The following is a 16,049-nucleotide window of genomic DNA, read 5'->3' as shown; positions in this document are numbered from 1 at the left end:
GCTCTCATTCAAAACGTTCGATGCGCTCGCCGAGCAAGCCGCGCGGACGGAAGATCAGGACCAGCAGCATCAGCAGATACATCGACGCTTCGCCGGCCGGCGCATAAAACTGGATCGTGATGCCGCGCACCACGCCCACCAGCAACGCCGCCAGCACCACGCCCCAGAAGCTGCCGAGTCCGCCGATCACCACCACGACGAAGGCGGCGGTCATGATTTCCGCGCCCATGGCCGGATGCACGCCGGAGATCGGCGCGAACAGCACGCCGGCCAGCGCAGCCAGACCGACGCCGAGCATCACGATGGCCGTCATGTAGGGCTGCAGCTTGATCCCGAGCACCGCCACCATGTCGGGCTTTTGCACGCCGGCGCGCACCACGCGGCCGAACGAAGTCTTGTTGAGCAGTATCCAGATCAGCGTCAGCGCGACGATGACCGCCGCCAGCATCAGCAGGCGGTATTTGGAATACATGAAATCGCCGACCATGATCTGGCCCTTGAGCGCGGGCGGGATCGATGCCGGCAACGGCGATGCGCCCCAGAAAATGCGGATCACCTGTTCCGCCACCATCGCCAGCCCGAAGGTCAGCAGCAGGCCGAGGATGGGATCGGCCGAATAGAAGCGGCGCAGCAGGAAGCGCTCGAACAGGATGCCGATCAGCGCCACCAGCAGGGGCGAGATGATCAGGGCGCCGGTGAAGCCGAGGTACTTGGTGATCTCCACCGCGAGGTAGGCGCCGATGGCATAGAAGGCGCCGTGCGCCAGATTGACCACGCCGCCGAGACTGAAAATCAGCGACAGTCCAAGCGCGATCAGCAGGTAATACCCGCCGACCAGCAGGCCGTTGAGGATTTGTTCCAACAGGAAAACGATTTGCATTGCTGCTCCGGAGGGGAGTACGGGAAAAAACGAGTGACGCACGAAACCTTCCGCCGTCGCTCCGGCATGCACCGGAGCGACGGCGACGGTTCACCTGGACTCAGGTGAACGTGCAGGCGTTCTCTTGCATGGTCGGCGCGAGGATTTCCAGCGACTCATTCGGTCCCGGCACCGACGAGCCGAGCAGCATGAAGTCCCATTTGTCCTTGACCTGCGCCTTCGGCTTCGGCGTGACGGTGTACATCTCCTGCAGCAACTGGTGATCCCAGGCGCGATAGACGCCCTTGCGCGCTTTCAGCACGTCGACCTGCGCGCCCTTTTCGAAGTAGTCGATCAGCTTGGCGGTGTCGAGCGTCTTGGTTTCGGTGATCGCCTGCACGATCGAACGGAAGGCGACGTATTCGCCCCATGCCTGGTTCTCCGGCGGTTTGCCGAATTTCTTGGTGAAGGCGGCGACGAAGGCCTTGGCCGACGGCGCATTGACGTCGTGGTGCCAGGTGGTCGGCCAGGTGCCGGCGAAGCTGTCCGCACCCGCGCCCCATGCCACCGCCGTGTCGAAGCCGAAGCCGGCAATCGGGAACGGCAGGCCGAACTCCGAGTATTGCTTGATGAAGTTGGTAATCTGGTTGCCGGCCAGGTTGGAGATGACCAGGTCCGGTTTGGCCTGGCGGATTTTCAGCAGGTAAGGGCTGAAGTCGGTGGCGTCGGTCGGCACCAGCTCGTCATTGGCGATCGTGCCGCCGTTGGCGGAGACGAAGGATTTGGCGGCGCGCAGCAGGTCGTGGCCGAAGGCGTAATCGGCCGACAGCGCGTACAGCTTCTTGCCCTTGATCAGGTTGTCGCGCAGCAGCGAGCGGCCGCAGGCCTTGACGTAGGTCGAGTTGGCGGCCTCGATGTGGAACATGTATTTGTTGCAGCTCTTGCCGCGCAGCTCGTCGGAGTTGCAGCCGGTGTTCATGAACAGCTTCTTGTTGCGCTGCGCGACTTGCGCGATGCCCAGCGCCGAGGCGGACGAGATTTCGCCGATCAGCACGGCCGCACCATCGCGTTCCAGCAGGCGCTGCGCCTTGGAGGAGGCGGTCGGCGGATTGACCGAGTCTTCCGAAATCAGGGTGAGTTGGCGCCCCAGCAGGCCGCCGGCCTTGTTCTGTTCCTCCACCGCCAGCGTGATGCTCATGACGGCGTATTCGCCCAGCGGGCCGAGGAAACCGGTGCGCGGAGTCAGGTGGCCGATGATGATTTTGTCCGACTGCGCCTTGACGATGGCGGGGAAGCCCATTGCCGACGTGGCGGCGACGGCGGCGCCGGCTTTGAGTACGGTGCGACGGCCGGGCGACAGGATCTTGCTGTTGTCTTGTTCCATGGTGCATACCTCCTAAGGGTCCGGCGCGAGCCGGGTGTCTCGATGAAAAGCCGGTAACGGCAGTGGGCTGCCGGAACGGCTTGTTTTCTTATGGAGTGCTGGTTGCAAGCAGGACAAGGCGGGAAATGATTGGAAAGACACAGTCATCGCTGTTGTCGGCCCGATCGGCTTCCGTCTCGTGATTTTTGCAACAGCCTCTTTTTTATGTCAGTTATTTGACATGTGATCAAATGTATTCGATAGAATTGGGATGTGTCAATCGGCGATGCAGCACGGTTGGACAAGTTTGCGGCGCCGGATGTCGCTGGGAAAAGCTGCGTCCCGGGAGGGTGTCAAACCATCGTAACCGCGCTGCGGTGCTGCATTGGAAGAGAAGAGCGGAAGAAGGCGACTGCTATAATCCGCGGCAATTTTGAATAACAGACGCATTTCATCGGCACGGATGAAATGGTTTCAAGTGAGAAGCCGGGGACCATGGAACACACGATACTTGCGGACCTTTCGCAGATACGCAAAATCACCCACGCCACGCTGTCGCAGCGCGTGTATGAAGATGTGCGCGAGCTGCTGCTGGCAGGACAAGTCCGCCCCGGTCAGAAGCTGACGCTGAAAAGCCTGTCGGAGGCGCTCGGCACCAGCCAGATGCCGGTGCGGGAAGCGATCCGCCAGCTGTCCGCGGAAGGGGCGCTGGAAATTTTGCCCAACCGCGCCGTGCGCGTGCCGCTGATGACCAAGGACAAATTCCGCGAACTGCTCAAGATCCGGCTGGCGCTGGAAGGGCTGGCGGTCGAGCACGCGGCGCAGAACATTTCGGTCGAAGGCCTGCAGGCCGTGGCCGACCTGCACGACACCCTGTGCATCGAAATGCACCGCAAGAAACCCGACGTCGACCTGATCATCCGCCTCAACAAGCAACTGCACTTTGCTGCTTATGAGGGTTCCGGCATGGCGACGCTGGTGGGCCTGATCGAAAGCCTGTGGCTGCAAGTCGGTCCGGTCATCAACCTCGACCTGCGCGCCGGTTCACGCCGCCTGTCGGAAGCGCCGGCGCTGGTGCATCACGCCGCGCTGCTCAAGGGCTTGCAGGACAAGTCGCCGGAGCAGGCGCGCGCCGGCTTGTCGGGCGACCTGCTCAGCGCCGCGCAGATGATCCTGGCCGGCGACGGTTTGCCGGATTAGGGTCTGCAAACAGGCTCGCCACCACCAGACTGAGCAGCGGTATCGCTGCGGCCAGCATCTCCAGGATGCCGGCGCTCTGTTCTATCATTTCCAACCGCACTTTGTAGTGCGTTGCGAACGCCATCAGCAGTAACAAAAACACGGCGGACAATCCCGCCATCAATCGAAGTCGCATGCTGTTCTCCTTGGATGCGTGAAGGATGAATGGTGAAAATGGTGGATGGATTCCGCGGCGCGGAGTCCTGTCATGGATATCGACTGCGGCGTGCAAGACTTGCGCGATTTCTGCGTAAAGAAAGGTAAGTTTGCGTGGGCGCGAATGCGGATAAAATGCGGGCACCCGATCATCTACGAATACCTTTCAATCAAAGGGATCTCATGTCCGTTTCGTACGTTTCGCATTTCAATTCCCGCAAGGCGCTGGTCTCCGCGCTGCTGTGGTGCGCCTGCCAGTTCGCCGGGGCCCAGATCCTCGCTCCTGCGCCGGTCGCGCCCTTGACCTTCGCGCCGCTTGAACCGACCCTGACGTCTTACCTGGTCCAGTACAAATTGCCGGCGCTGGCCGCCGCCGTGGTGCAGGACGGCCGCATTATCGCCGCCGGCGCGGTCGGCACGCGCAAGGTCGGCTCGGGCATCGCGGTGACGGTCAATGACCGTTTCCACATCGGTTCCGACACCAAGGCATTTACCGCCACGCTGGCCGGCATTCTGGTCGATCGCGGTTCGATGGCGTGGACCACCACGCTGGGCGAAGCCTTCCCGGAACTGGCGCCGAAGATGGATCCGGATTTTCGCCGCATCACCATCAGCCAGCTGCTGTCGCATACGTCCGGCATCCCGGCCGACAACGCCGAGTTCCTCGAACTGCTGGCCAAGTCGATGTTTGAAGAGGGCAATCTCGACGACCTGCGCTATTGGACTTTGCAGCAATGGATGAGCAAGCCGCTGCAGGCGCAACCTGGACAACGTTTCGCCTATTCCAACCTGGGTTACACGATCGCCGGCGCGATGATTGAAAGGGTGGCGCGCAAGAGCTGGGAAGAGCTGATCAATGAATGGATCTTCGATCCGATGGAACTCAAGAGCGCCGGCCTCGGTTCGCAGGCGACTTTGGGCCGGGTCGATGCCGCGCTGGGTCACGTGCTGGTCGGTGAAGATATCGCCAAGCCCTTCATGGCCGGCCCCGGCGACGACAATCCGCAATTGATCGCACCAGCCGGCGGCGCCAATATGTCGGTGCTGGATTTTGCGCGCTGGGCCGGCTGGAACGCCGGTGAAGGCAAGCGCGGTCCGGCGTTGCTCAAGCCTGAAACGCTGAAGTTGATGCATGCGCCGGTGATCGACATGCCGCATGTGCAGAATCCGGAACCGGGCACGCCGACCGACGGCAAGTACGGCCTCGGCTGGGTGACGGCGAAGATGGACTGGGCGCCGCAGCCACTGGTGTTCCACGGCGGCTCCAACCAGAAGAACCTGGCGCATGTCTGGCTCAGCCCGGAAAAGGATTTTGCCATCGTGGTGGTGACCAACATCGCCAGCCAGGGCGCAAACGACGCCTTGTTCGCGGTGGCGGAAAAACTGTATCGCCAGTTCGCCCCGTAACGACAGGATGCGTTATCGGGAGTGAGCGCGCGTATTGATACAATGCGCGTTCGCTTTAATGCTTAACTTTTCAGTTCATTCTTCAACCTTGCCGCGGGTGCTCATGGATTTTCTTCTGTTCCTGGTCGACTTCATCGTCCATATTGATCGTCATCTGGCCGAGCTGGCCGCGTCTTACGGCCCGTGGCTGTTTCTGATCCTGTTCCTGATCATCTTCGCCGAAACCGGCCTGGTGGTGACACCCATCCTGCCGGGCGACTCGCTGCTGTTCGTGACCGGTGCGATTGCCGCCACCGGCGCGTTCGATATCCACCTGATGGTGTTGACGCTGATCATTGCGGCGATCCTCGGCGACAGTGTCAATTACCAGATCGGCAAGGCCATAGGACTGAAAGTATTCGACCGGCCCAACTCGCGCATCTTCAAGCGCGAGTATCTCGACAAGACCCACGCCTTCTATGAGCGCCACGGCGGCAAGACCGTGATCATCGCGCGCTTCGCCCCGATCGTGCGCACCTTCGCGCCGTTCGTGGCCGGCGTCGGTGCGATGACCTACACACGCTTCTTCGCGTACAACGTGATCGGCGGCATTTTGTGGGTGGCCAGCTTCGGCTATGCCGGCTACTTCTTCGGCAACCTGCCGGTGGTGAAGCAGAACCTCAGCCTGCTGATCGTGGCGATCGTGGTGCTGTCGATCCTGCCGGGCGTGATCGGCTACCTGCGCCAGCGCATGAAATCGTCACGCTGAGTTTCCGTAGCCGATAAAGTGAAAAGCCGTTCAGTGATGAACGGCTTTTTTTATCCGGCGACGTTCAGTACGTTGCCATCAATATTTCCACAGGATGTCCTGCAAGGTCTGGCGGTCGTTGGTCCTGGTCAGTGCCAGCGCCATCAGGATGCGCGCCTTCTGCGGGTTCTGGTCGCCCGTGACCAGCCAGTCGAAGCGATCGTCCGGCTGCTCGCCGTCGCGGATCACCACGCCGTTGCCGGTGCGCGACGCGCGCACCACGTGGATGCCCTTGCTGCGGATGTCCTGCAATACCGGGATGATCTGCTCGGCGACGCTGCCGTTGCCGGTGCCGTTGTGGATGATGGCTTTGGCGCCGGCGTTGGCCAGCGCTTCATATGCCACCGGGCTGACATTGCCGTAGTTGTAGACGATGTCCACGCGCGGCAGCGTGCTCAGCTTGTCGATGTCGAACTCACTGGCGACCGTATGCGGACGCGTCGGCTGGCGGTAGAACATGACCTTGCCTTCGACGACGAGGCCGAGCGGGCCGTAGGGGGAACGCAGCGTATTGGTCTTGACCGCATCGTTCATGGTCACGTCGCGGCCGGAGTGGATTTCGTTGTTCATGACCACCAGCGTGCCCTTGCCGGCGGCTTCCTTGCTGGCGGCGACCAGCACCGCTTCATAAAGATTCAGCGCGCCGTCCGAGCTGAGTGCCGTGCCCGGACGCATGGCGCCGACCAGCACGACCGGCTTGCGACTCTTGAGCGTGAGGTTGAGGAAGTAAGCGGTTTCCTCGATCGTGTCGACGCCGTGCGTGACGACGATGCCGTCGACGTCGCGTTGCCTGAGCAATTCCGCAAGACGCTTGCCGAGCTTGAGCAGGCGCTCGTCGTTGAAGCTTTCGCTGGGGACCTGGAAGATTTGTTCGCCTGTGACGTTGGCGACTTTGGCGATGTCGGGCACGGCGGCGATGATGCGGTCGACCGGGACCACGGCCGACTGGTAGGCGGGCGAACGTACGCTGGAGATGCTGGCGCCGGCGATGGTGCCGCCGGTGGCGACGATCAGGATGTTGGGCTTTTCCTGTGCCTGCAGGCTGAGACAGAACGAGGCGAGGAAAAGAAGCAGGGGTCCGGCGAGATGTCTCGGTTGCAGGTGCAGCATGGGCGTCTCCTTGTTGTTGAACGAAGAAAGAAGCAGGGGACGGTCTGTGTCGGCCCGGAGGGGCGCGATGGCCATTGCATGCAGGCCTGCCGTTGATGTATGTCGGCGACGAACCTGCCCATGGTGCGGCCGGAATTGTCTATTTGATAATCGGAACAGAGCGGGAAAACCCGGAGAATTCGGATGATTGGCGCCGCTGCAGGGCGGCAGCGCAATAAAAAACGCCCGATGGAGGCCATCGGGCGTGGTGCAGACATGCGGTGCTGCAGCGGCTGCAGCCGTAACTGCAACCCGCGCCGCTAAACCGGCATCAGTACTTCCACAAGATCTTTTGCAGTTCCTTGCTGTCGTTGGTCTTGGTCAGCGCCAGCGCGGTCAGGATGCGTGCTTTTTGTGGATTCTGGTCGTCGGTGACAACCCAGTCGAACTTGTCGTCGTTCTGTTCGCCGTTGCGGATCACAACGCCGCTGCCGGTGCGTGTCGCGCGGACCACTTGCAGGCCCTTGCTGCGCACTTCCTGCAGGACCGGGACGATCTGCTCGGCGACGCTGCCGTTGCCGGTGCCGTCATGGATGATCGCCTTGGCGCCTGCGGTGACGAAGGCGTCATACGCAGCGCGGCTGACGTTGCCGTAGTTGTAGGCGATGTCGACGCGCGGCAGGCTGTTGATCTTGTCGATGTCGAACTCGGTCTGCGTGGTGTGCGGACGTGCCGGCAAGCGGTAGAACATCAGTTTGCCTTCGACCACATAACCCAACGGGCCGTAGGGCGAGCGGAAGGTTTCGACCTTGAAGGAGTTGGTCTTGGTGACGTCGCGGCCGGAATGGATTTCGTCGTTCATGACCACCAGCGTGCCTTTGCCGGCAGCGTCCTTGCTGGAAGCCACCAGCACAGCGTCATACAGGTTCAGCGCGCCGTCTGCACCCAGGGCGGTGCCCGGACGCATGGAGCCGACCACGACGACAGGCTTGTCGCTCTTGAGAGTCAGATTCAGGAAGTAGGCGGTTTCTTCGATGGTGTCGGTGCCGTGGGTGATCACGATGCCGTCGACGTCGCTTTGCTTGAGCAGTTCGGAAACGCGTTTGCCCAGTTTCAGCAGGCGCTCGTCGTTGAAGCTTTCGCTGCCGATCTGGAAAATCTGTTCGCCGCGCACGTTGGCGATCTTCGAGATTTCAGGCACGGCGGCAATGATCTTGTCGACCGGGACCACTGCGGATTGATAGGCGGCGGTGTTGACGCTGGAGGCGCCCGCACCGGCGATGGTGCCGCCGGTGCCGATGACGACGACGTTGGCTTTCTTCTCTTGCGCCTGTGCCGACAGCGACATGGCGGCCGACAGCAGCAATACGCCACCGAGTTGTTTCAACTTCAGATGTTGCATAAGGATCTCCTGAGCAATAGATGGGTCCCGCCATTGCGCCCCTGAACATGCGCGCAACGGCGACATTCGTACCGGTTAGTTTTACGTTGTGAAACGGCACGCAAGGATAGTACGGAATAGCGATTGCGAAGTCTTATGCTTTTAAAGCATGAGTTTTGAAAGATTATGCGGCAGGCGCATAGGCTTTTAAAAAGAAAAAAATACGCTAATTATTTAGAAGAATTCGACGATATCGTTGGTCGAAATTTCGTTGCTGAGGACGCCCGAAGTGACCAGTTCATCGTAGTAGCAGATGCGGTTGCGACCGTTCTTCTTGGCGTGGTACAGAGCCTGATCGGCATGACCCAGGATCACCACCGGCGTTTCCTGCGAAATGCCGACGAAGCCGAGGCTCACGGTGACCTTGCCGACCTGCGGGAAATCGTAATCCTGCACGTGCTGGCGGAAGCGGCCGAAGATCTTGCTGGCGTCGGCCAGCGTGGTCGAGCGCAGCAGGATCACGAACTCTTCGCCGCCGAAGCGGAAGATGCGGTCGTGCGAGCGGAAGGAGGTGCGCAGGATATTGGCGACCAGGATCAGCACTTCGTCGCCGTACAGATGGCCGAACTGATCGTTGACCTGCTTGAAGTGATCGATGTCTACCACGGCCAGCCAGTGCGCCTTGGTCTCGCCGCCGTTGCGGCGCTCGTTGTTGTCGAGCGAATGCGCTTCATGCGGCGCCAGTGCGAAGGCGTGGCGCGAGAATTGTTCGTCGAAGGTCTTGCGATTGAACAGGCCGGTCAGCGCGTCGCGCTCGCTGTAATCAAGCAGGCTTTGGTAATTGCAGTAGATGCCGAAGATGCCGTCGATCAGTTCCAGCGTGGCGGTGTCGTAGGCATGCGGATTGCGGATCTCGAGACAGGTGTTGACCTTGCCGTGCAGCCATACCGGCAGCCACAGCACGTGCCAGCCGTCGGCGGCGATTTCGTAGTGTTCGTTCTTGTGCTCGCGGATGCATTCGACGATGGCCGGATAGTGGCTCAGCGGTTCCTTGGGATCGTCTTCCGTGTGTTCGGCGATGGTGCTCAGATGGCCCTCGTTGAGGTACATCTTTTCTTGCACGAACATCTCTTCGCGTAGCGAAAAGATGTCGAGCACGCGAATTTGTTTGACCTTGGTCAGTTCATACAGGCCAGTGATTACTGCGCCGGCGAGGCGCGAGTTTTCACGCTGGGCTGTGATATCTACCAGGTTCTTTAGAAGCTGTTTCATCATCCGGATGTCGACTCCTGCTTGAGCACATTATTCTATGTTTAGTGGGTACTCTAAGAACCTGCTGACGTTGCGTGCGAACGCCGCCGGCAGGTTTTGATAGGCTTTACCATTCATAGAATGCATAAGAACTTACGCAAGAATCACGCCATGAATCAAGCCATGAAGCAGGGGATTTTACACGCTGCTCAGTGGAACAGCTATTGAGTTAACGCAAAATCAAAAGGAAAAATTTGCTTTCATTTCCGAGTGGAAATTTTCGCGTGATTTTATGCGCAATGTCCGCACTATATTGGCATGGCGCGATGCGGAGCGTGTCGTGTGGGGGTGTAGTTTGATGCGTACGGCGATGATTTTTTTCTCAATCCGACACCCATTGCTCAGCTGCGCGCCGTCGCGGTGCAAACTATTTACGGGATGCACGCCGGACGCTTCGTTCCCGCTCACCGGAAATGTTGCAGCAGGGGAAAACAGAAAGCGGAAGAGCAGGGAAGAAAGGGAAGCGATGCGGCGCAAGCTGTTCGCATTGCGCCGCTGCAAAGCGGAGGAATTACAGATAGATGATAGCCAGCGCGACGGCGATGATCAGGCCGAACTTGGTGGCGCGATAGGCGTTGCGATTCCAGTTCTTGAACTTGCGGCGGTATTGGCCGGCGATCCAGACAAAGCGGAACAGCTTGTTGATGCGACCGGTCTGGTCGCCAGTCTCGTTGGGCGAGCTGGCGGCGGTCATCATGGTCTTGCCGAGCCACTTGTTGATGGTCTGGGCCCAGCGATAACGCAACGGACGTTCGACGTCGCAGAACAGGATGATGCGGTTCGTCTCGGCGCCGTTCTGCGCCCAGTGAATGAAAGTTTCGTCGAACACCACGCTCTTGCCGTCGCGCCAGCTGTAACGCTGACCGTCGACTTCGATGAAGCAGCGGTCGTCGTTGGGTGTGACCAGGCCGAGGTGATAGCGCAGTGAACCGGCGTAGGGATCGCGATGTGGATTGAGCGTGCCGCCCGGCGCCAGTTCGGCAAACATCGCCGCCTTGACGCAAGGGATCTGACGCAGGATTTCAACGGTCTTGGGGCAGAACTGTTCGGCCGACGGATGGCTGGCGTCGTACCACTTCAGGTAAAAGCGTTTCCAGCCGGCCTTGAAGAAGGAATTGAAGCCGGCGTCGTCATTCTTTTCGGCGGCCTTGATCTTGGAGATGTTCTGCAGGTTGACCGCTTCGGCGCGGATGGTTTCCCAGTTGTCGTCGAGCAGGTGCAGATTCTGGAAATCATTGACCGCCGGATAAGGCACGGCCGGCACGCGCGAAAACGCGTACATGAACAGATTGATCGGCGCCATGATCGAGGAATGGTCGAAGAATTGCCGGAAAAACGGCAGTCTCACCTTTCCTCGGAAATGGATGAACAGGATGGAAAACAGATAAATGCCGACAACGACCCACTTCATTGCAATGTCCTCATGACGATGGCTGCAGCGGCGGCCATCTCGTATAGATACGCACCAGATAAGCGCTCAATGCGCGATATCAATGCTGTAAGAGTTTGATCTGGAAATCGGGCGGATGCGCCACGATGGATGGGGCTGATTCTACACCAAGCGGTTTGGGGCAGCTTTGCGGGAGATCAGTGAAGAAACGTAAAAAATGCCGACCGGGCCTGAAAAGGAGAACAGGCCGGGTCGACAAGGAGGGGCAAAACGGTATTCGGTGACCGGCAGGACGTGCCTGCCGCCGAGGTGTTCCGGACTACTCCAGATTACGCAGGCTGTGCAGAAAGCTTGCCGGGCGCCTTGCGTGGCAGGCCGGTGAAGCCGAAGTCGATCTCGGGTTGACGGCCGGCAATGATTTCGGCGATCGCACGGCCCGAGCCGCAACCCATGGTCCAGCCCAGCGTGCCGTGACCGGTGTTGAGGTAGAGATTGTTGAACTTGGTCTTGCCGACGTAAGGAATGTTCGACGGCGTCAGCGGGCGCAGGCCGGTCCAGTAGACCGGGTTGTCGTAATCGCAACCGTCCGGGAACAGTTCACGGGTGCGGCGCGTGATGGCGTCGCAGCGGGTGGTGTTCAGTTCGCGGGTGTAGCCGTTCAGTTCGCAGGTGCCGGCCACGCGCAGGCGGTCGCCCAGGCGCGACACCACCAGCTTGTAACCGTCGTCGGTCAGCGAGACGGTCGGCGCCGCGTCCGGATTGGTGACCTTGTAGGTCGCCGAATAGCCCTTGCCCGGATACAGCAGCAGGTTGATGCCCAATGGGCGCAGCAGCGGCTCCGAAAAGCTGCCCATGGCGACCACGAAGGCATCGGCGCGCAGCACCTTGTGGCGGCCTGCGCCGTCGATGACTTCAACGCCGGTGATTTTGGCGGCGGCGCCGGTGCCTTCGGTCAACAGGCGCGTGATGGTGGTGTTGAACTGGAAGTCGACGCCGGCGTCTTCCGCCTTTTGCGCCAGGCCGGTGGTGAGCTTGTAGACGTCGCCCGACTCATCGGAGGCGGTGAAGTCGCCGCCGACGATCTTGTCGCGGATGCTGGCCAGGGCCGGTTCGATCTTGATCACTTCATCGGCGCTGATCGAGTCGCGCTGGCAACCGAGGTCGCGCATCAGCTTGGCGGCCGGCAACGACAGCTCGAATTCCTTTTCTTCGGTGTAGAAGTGCAGGATGCCCTTGTTCAGGTGATCGTACTGGATGCCGGTTTCCGCCCGCAAGGCCACCAGCGTCTGGCGGCTGTATTCGCACAGCGCGACGATCTGGCGGATGTTGGCGTCGGTGCGCGCAGGCGTACATTCGCGCAGGAAGCTGACGGCCCATTTCCATTGGAGCCATTCGGGACGGAAGCGATACAGCAGCGGGGCGTCTTCCTTGCCCAGCCATTTCAGGACCTTGAGCGGAGCGGAGGGATTGGCCCAGGGCTCGGCGTGCGAGACCGAAATCTGGCAACCGTTGGCGAAACTGGTTTCCTGGGCGGCGCCGGGTTGGCGGTCGATGACGGTGACGTCGTGACCTTCACGCTTCAAGAACCACGCGGACGCGGTGCCGATGATGCCTGCTCCCAATACGATGACTTTCATCACATTCTCCTTGTTCGATGTTAGAACCTGCCCAAATCGCCCCGACTGGTACAGGTCTTTAATGGTGAAATTGTAAGAAGTAATCGGTTTTTTAGGTAAGCAATCAGCGTGCCTGTATTTCTATTTTTTAATGAATAGGCAGTAAATGTGTTTGAAAAACAAAATATTTTTGTTTAAAACTTAATATTTTGCATTTTCAAATTTTGCCATTTCCTCCGCCAGCGCTTGCGTCACGGTTTCGGCCAGCGCCTGTTCCAGGCTGGCGCGCACGCGGGTCTTGAGGATGTCGGCCATGTTGTCGAGGATGACCGCGAGGTGATCCTGCAGATGCTGGTGCAGCACGCTGTCGACCTGGCCCAGCAGCGTCTGCATGACGTTTTCCTGGATGTCCTGGCGAATCTGGCGCAGTTGTTCGGCGCTGGGTTCCGGCGCAACGGCCGGCAGCGGCGTGCTGATAGCCACCGGCAACGGCGCCGCATCGTACGTGGGCTGGTATTGCGGCTGGAAGGCCTGGATCGGCTCCGGCTGGAAATGCTGCTGATAGTCTGGTTGGTGATTCGGCTGATGATGCTGATTGTGTTGCGGCTGATGGTCGTCCCATTGCAAGGCCTGCGGCGCCTGGCTCTCCGGCGCGGCGGGTGGAGCAATGACCTCGGTCAGGAGCGGGATGCTGTTGTCGGCGGACGATTGGCTCATGATCTCAGTCGGCGACGAAGTGGCTGAGGGGATAACCGCGTTCTTTATAGAAGCGGTAACGGTCGCGGCCAGCGGCCTTGTCGGCTTCGTCCGAAGAGATGATCTCGAACATGCGCTCGAAGCGGGCGAAATGTTCCGGCGTATTGCCCGACAGGTTGATCAGCACGTGATGGTGCGGCAGCTCGACGGCTTCGCTGTCAGTCAGGATCACCGGCGTCTGCGCCGCCAGTGGATCGTTGGCATGCACATGGGGAATAAAGTCCTGTTCCGAGAACGACCACAGCAGCTGATCGAGCTGGGTCAGTTCGCCGCGATCCTTGCCGAGCAGCACAATTTTGCACTGCGCGGCGCGCGCCTTGCGCACCAGGCGGCAGGCGTAGGCGAGTTTATTGGGGACATTGCTGTGGAAATCGATGCGGGTCATGGACGAAGTATAGACATATAGCCGATCGAGGAAAACCCGGAGAGGGAATTAAAACATCCTCGTTCCTTGACGTTAAACCTGTTCACGATCTGTAGCGAGAGGCCGTCAGCCGGTGGCGGACGGAGCGCAGGAACCGGAATGTACTTCAGTACATGAGGATTCCGAGCACCGCCCGACGCCGGATCACGGCCTCGCAGTAAGATCGTGGACAGGTTTAAGCAGCCATGCCGCTATGACGTAGCAGAGCATCAATACTCGGTTCGCGGCCGCGGAAGGCTTTGAACGACTCGATCGCCGGACGCGAACCGCCGACGGCCAGGATTTCTTTCTGGAAGCGCAGGCCGGTTTCGATCGAGACCACGTTGTCGCCCTTGGCGGCGGCTTCTTCAAACGCGCTGTAAGCGTCGGCGGACAAGACTTCCGCCCACTTGTAGCTGTAATAGCCGGCCGCATAGCCGCCCGCGAAGATGTGGCTGAACGAATGCTGGAAGCGGTTGAATTCCGGCGGGCGGATCACGGCGAACTTGTCGCGCACGGCGTTCAGCACCGACTGCACGCTGTCCTTGCCGGAAGCGTCGTAGTCGTAATGGATGTGCATGTCGAACAGCGAGAACTCGACCTGGCGCAGCATCTGCAGGCCGGACTGGAAGTTCTTGGCGGCGGTCATCTTGTCGAACAGTTCACGCGGCAGCGGCGCACCCGTGTCGGCGTGGGCGGTCATGTGCTGCAGCACGTCCCATTCCCAGCAGAAGTTTTCCATGAACTGCGACGGCAGTTCGACCGCGTCCCATTCCACGCCGGAGATGCCCGACACGCCGACTTCGTCGACTTGCGTCAACATGTGGTGCAGGCCATGGCCGGATTCGTGGAACAGCGTGATGACTTCATCGTGGGTGAACAGCGCCGGCTTTTTCACACCGTCAACGGTCATCGGTTCGGTGAAGTTGCAGACCAGGTAGGCGATCGGCGTCTGCACGCCGTTGGCCGTCATGCGGCGGCTGCGGGCGTCGTCCATCCAGGCGCCGCCGCGCTTGCCGCTGCGGGCGTACAGATCGAGATAGAACTGGCCGACCAGTTTGCCGTCGCGTTCGATGCGGAAGAATTTCACATCCGGATGCCAGACCGGGGCGCTGTCGGGTTTGATGCTGACGTTAAACAGGCGCTGGATGACCTGGAACAGGCCTTCGGTTACCTTCGGCTCAGGGAAATATTGCTTCACTTCCTGCTCCGAGAAGGCATAGCGCTGTTCACGCAGCTTTTCAGCGGCGTAGGTCATGTCCCAGGCTTCGATCGTGTCGATGCCGAGCTCGTCCTTCGCGAAGGCGCGCAGTTCTTCCCAGTCCTTTTCACCATAGGAACGCGCGCGGCGGCCCAGGTCTTCGAGGAAGCCGATGACTTCTTGCGGCGACTGCGCCATCTTCGGCACCAGCGACAGCTCTGCAAAATTCTTGAAGCCCAGCATCACGGCTTCTTCATGGCGCAATTGCAGGATTTCCTGCATGTTGGCGGTGTTGTCCCATTCCGGCTTGGCGCCCAGCTCCGAGGCCTTGGTGGCGTTGGCGCGATAGATCTGCTCGCGCAGGCTGCGGCTGTGCGCGTATTGCAGGATCGGGAAATAGGACGGGAAATGCAGCGTGAATTTGAAACCCGGCGTCCCGTCTTTTTCGGCAGCCGCGCGTGCAGCTTGCTTGACGTCGTCCGGCAGGCCGGCCAGGTCGGTTTCGTTTTCAACGAACAGGCCGAAGTCGTTGGTGGCGTCGAGGATGTTTTCCGAGAAGCGGGTGGTCAGCGCGGCCGACTTTTCCTGGATCTCGGCGAAGCGTTCCTTTTGGTCGTCGGACAGCTCGGCGCCGGACAGGCGGAAGTCGCGCACGGCGTTGTCGATGACCTTCTTGCGGGCGCCTGACAGGCTGGCGTATTCCGGGCCGTTTTGCACCGCCTTGTATTTTTCGAACAGCGCCAGGTTCTGGCCCAGCGCAGTCCAGAACTCGACCAGACGAGGCTGGTTTTCATTGTAAGTGGCGCGCAGTTCCGGCGTATCGACCACCGAATTCAGATGCCCGACGATGCTCCAGGCGCGGCCCAGCTGCTCGGTGGCGTTTTCCAGCGGCTCGACGAAATTGGCCCATGTCACCTGCGCCATCGGCGCTTCCAACTCGGTGACCAGTGCGGCGGCCTTGGCCAGCAGCGTGTCGACGGCCGGTGTGACGTGTTCAGGCTTGATGGCGTCGAAACGCGCCAGACCCGAAAAGTCCAGCAGCGGGTTGTTGTCAGGAGTAATCGCAGTATCTGTAGTGGTCGTCATAGGAA

General features: G+C 60.2%; 15 protein-coding genes and 1 other RNA gene. 3 read left to right on the top strand and 13 right to left on the bottom strand.

All coding sequences use genetic code 11. The annotated features are described in order from the left end of the window. Positions 1–4: 4 nt before the first annotated feature. Both ACIROW_RS07250 and ACIROW_RS07245 read right to left on the bottom strand, forming a co-directional pair. Complete coding sequence (locus ACIROW_RS07250) at positions 5–880, bottom strand: branched-chain amino acid ABC transporter permease (protein ID WP_116433711.1); 876 nt, start codon at positions 878–880, stop codon at positions 5–7. 100 nt (positions 881–980) lie between these two features. Further along, complete coding sequence (locus ACIROW_RS07245; RefSeq protein WP_402273545.1) at positions 981–2,243, bottom strand: ABC transporter substrate-binding protein; 1,263 nt, start codon at positions 2,241–2,243, stop codon at positions 981–983. A 474-nt stretch (positions 2,244–2,717) separates the two neighbouring features. Between ACIROW_RS07245 and ACIROW_RS07240 the strand changes: the two genes are divergently transcribed. Continuing rightward, a complete protein-coding gene (locus ACIROW_RS07240) occupies positions 2,718–3,422 on the top strand; it encodes a GntR family transcriptional regulator (RefSeq protein ID WP_402273543.1) in 705 nt (234 codons plus the stop codon). Here the strand turns inward: ACIROW_RS07240 and ACIROW_RS07235 are convergent. Next, a complete protein-coding gene (locus ACIROW_RS07235; RefSeq protein ID WP_402273540.1) occupies positions 3,376–3,597 on the bottom strand; it encodes a hypothetical protein in 222 nt (73 codons plus the stop codon). The genes ACIROW_RS07240 and ACIROW_RS07235 overlap by 47 nt on opposite strands. Positions 3,598–3,800: 203 nt before the next feature. Here ACIROW_RS07235 and ACIROW_RS07230 point away from each other — a divergent pair, with 203 nt between their 5' ends. Both ACIROW_RS07230 and ACIROW_RS07225 read left to right on the top strand, forming a co-directional pair. Continuing rightward, positions 3,801–5,024, top strand: a complete 1,224-nt coding sequence (locus ACIROW_RS07230) for a serine hydrolase domain-containing protein (RefSeq protein ID WP_402273538.1) — start codon at positions 3,801–3,803, stop codon at positions 5,022–5,024. A gap of 103 nt (positions 5,025–5,127) precedes the next feature. Beyond that, on the top strand, positions 5,128–5,772 hold the full coding sequence (locus ACIROW_RS07225; RefSeq protein ID WP_402273536.1) for a DedA family protein: 645 nt from the start codon (positions 5,128–5,130) through the stop codon (positions 5,770–5,772). 78 nt (positions 5,773–5,850) lie between these two features. Here the strand turns inward: ACIROW_RS07225 and ACIROW_RS07220 are convergent, their stop codons facing one another. The 10 genes from ACIROW_RS07220 to ACIROW_RS07175 all read right to left on the bottom strand — a co-directional run bounded on the left by ACIROW_RS07220 (position 5,851) and on the right by ACIROW_RS07175 (position 16,044). Beyond that, the gene (locus tag ACIROW_RS07220; RefSeq protein WP_402273535.1) at positions 5,851–6,921 is read right to left on the bottom strand and encodes a type II asparaginase; all 1,071 of its coding nucleotides are present in this window, start codon (positions 6,919–6,921) and stop codon (positions 5,851–5,853) included. Between the two features lie 310 nt (positions 6,922–7,231). After that, positions 7,232–8,302, bottom strand: a complete 1,071-nt coding sequence (locus tag ACIROW_RS07215) for an asparaginase (protein WP_402273533.1) — start codon at positions 8,300–8,302, stop codon at positions 7,232–7,234. Positions 8,303–8,515: 213 nt separating this feature from the next. Beyond that, positions 8,516–9,556: a GGDEF domain-containing protein gene (locus ACIROW_RS07210; RefSeq protein WP_402273531.1), complete on the bottom strand. Its 1,041-nt coding sequence runs from the start codon at positions 9,554–9,556 to the stop codon at positions 8,516–8,518. Positions 9,557–9,772: 216 nt separating this feature from the next. Beyond that, positions 9,773–10,069 (bottom strand): hypothetical protein, encoded by a 297-nt coding sequence (locus tag ACIROW_RS07205; RefSeq protein WP_402273528.1) that lies wholly within the window; start codon positions 10,067–10,069, stop codon positions 9,773–9,775. Positions 10,070–10,103: 34 nt separating this feature from the next. Further along, positions 10,104–11,003 carry a lipid A hydroxylase LpxO gene (gene lpxO / locus ACIROW_RS07200; protein ID WP_402273525.1) on the bottom strand — a complete coding sequence of 300 codons (900 nt, stop codon included), beginning with the start codon at positions 11,001–11,003 and terminating at the stop codon, positions 10,104–10,106. A gap of 308 nt (positions 11,004–11,311) precedes the next feature. Next, on the bottom strand, positions 11,312–12,619 hold the full coding sequence (locus ACIROW_RS07195) for a D-amino acid dehydrogenase (RefSeq protein ID WP_402273523.1): 1,308 nt from the start codon (positions 12,617–12,619) through the stop codon (positions 11,312–11,314). Between the two features lie 180 nt (positions 12,620–12,799). Then, positions 12,800–13,315 carry a hypothetical protein gene (locus ACIROW_RS07190; protein WP_402273521.1) on the bottom strand — a complete coding sequence of 172 codons (516 nt, stop codon included), beginning with the start codon at positions 13,313–13,315 and terminating at the stop codon, positions 12,800–12,802. Between the two features lie 4 nt (positions 13,316–13,319). After that, entirely contained in the window at positions 13,320–13,739 is a 420-nt protein-coding gene (locus tag ACIROW_RS07185; protein WP_402273518.1) for a DNA polymerase III subunit chi, read from the bottom strand. Between the two features lie 79 nt (positions 13,740–13,818). Beyond that, positions 13,819–13,893: non-coding RNA, sX9 sRNA (locus ACIROW_RS07180), on the bottom strand. 60 nt (positions 13,894–13,953) lie between these two features. Continuing rightward, complete coding sequence (locus ACIROW_RS07175) at positions 13,954–16,044, bottom strand: M3 family metallopeptidase (protein WP_402273515.1); 2,091 nt, start codon at positions 16,042–16,044, stop codon at positions 13,954–13,956. Positions 16,045–16,049: the final 5 nt, after the last annotated feature.

The sequence above is a fragment of the Herbaspirillum sp. NPDC101397 genome (genome assembly GCF_044767325.1).
Classification (GTDB): domain Bacteria; phylum Pseudomonadota; class Gammaproteobacteria; order Burkholderiales; family Burkholderiaceae_D; genus Herbaspirillum.
This window is presented reverse-complemented; position numbering and strand designations above follow the sequence as displayed.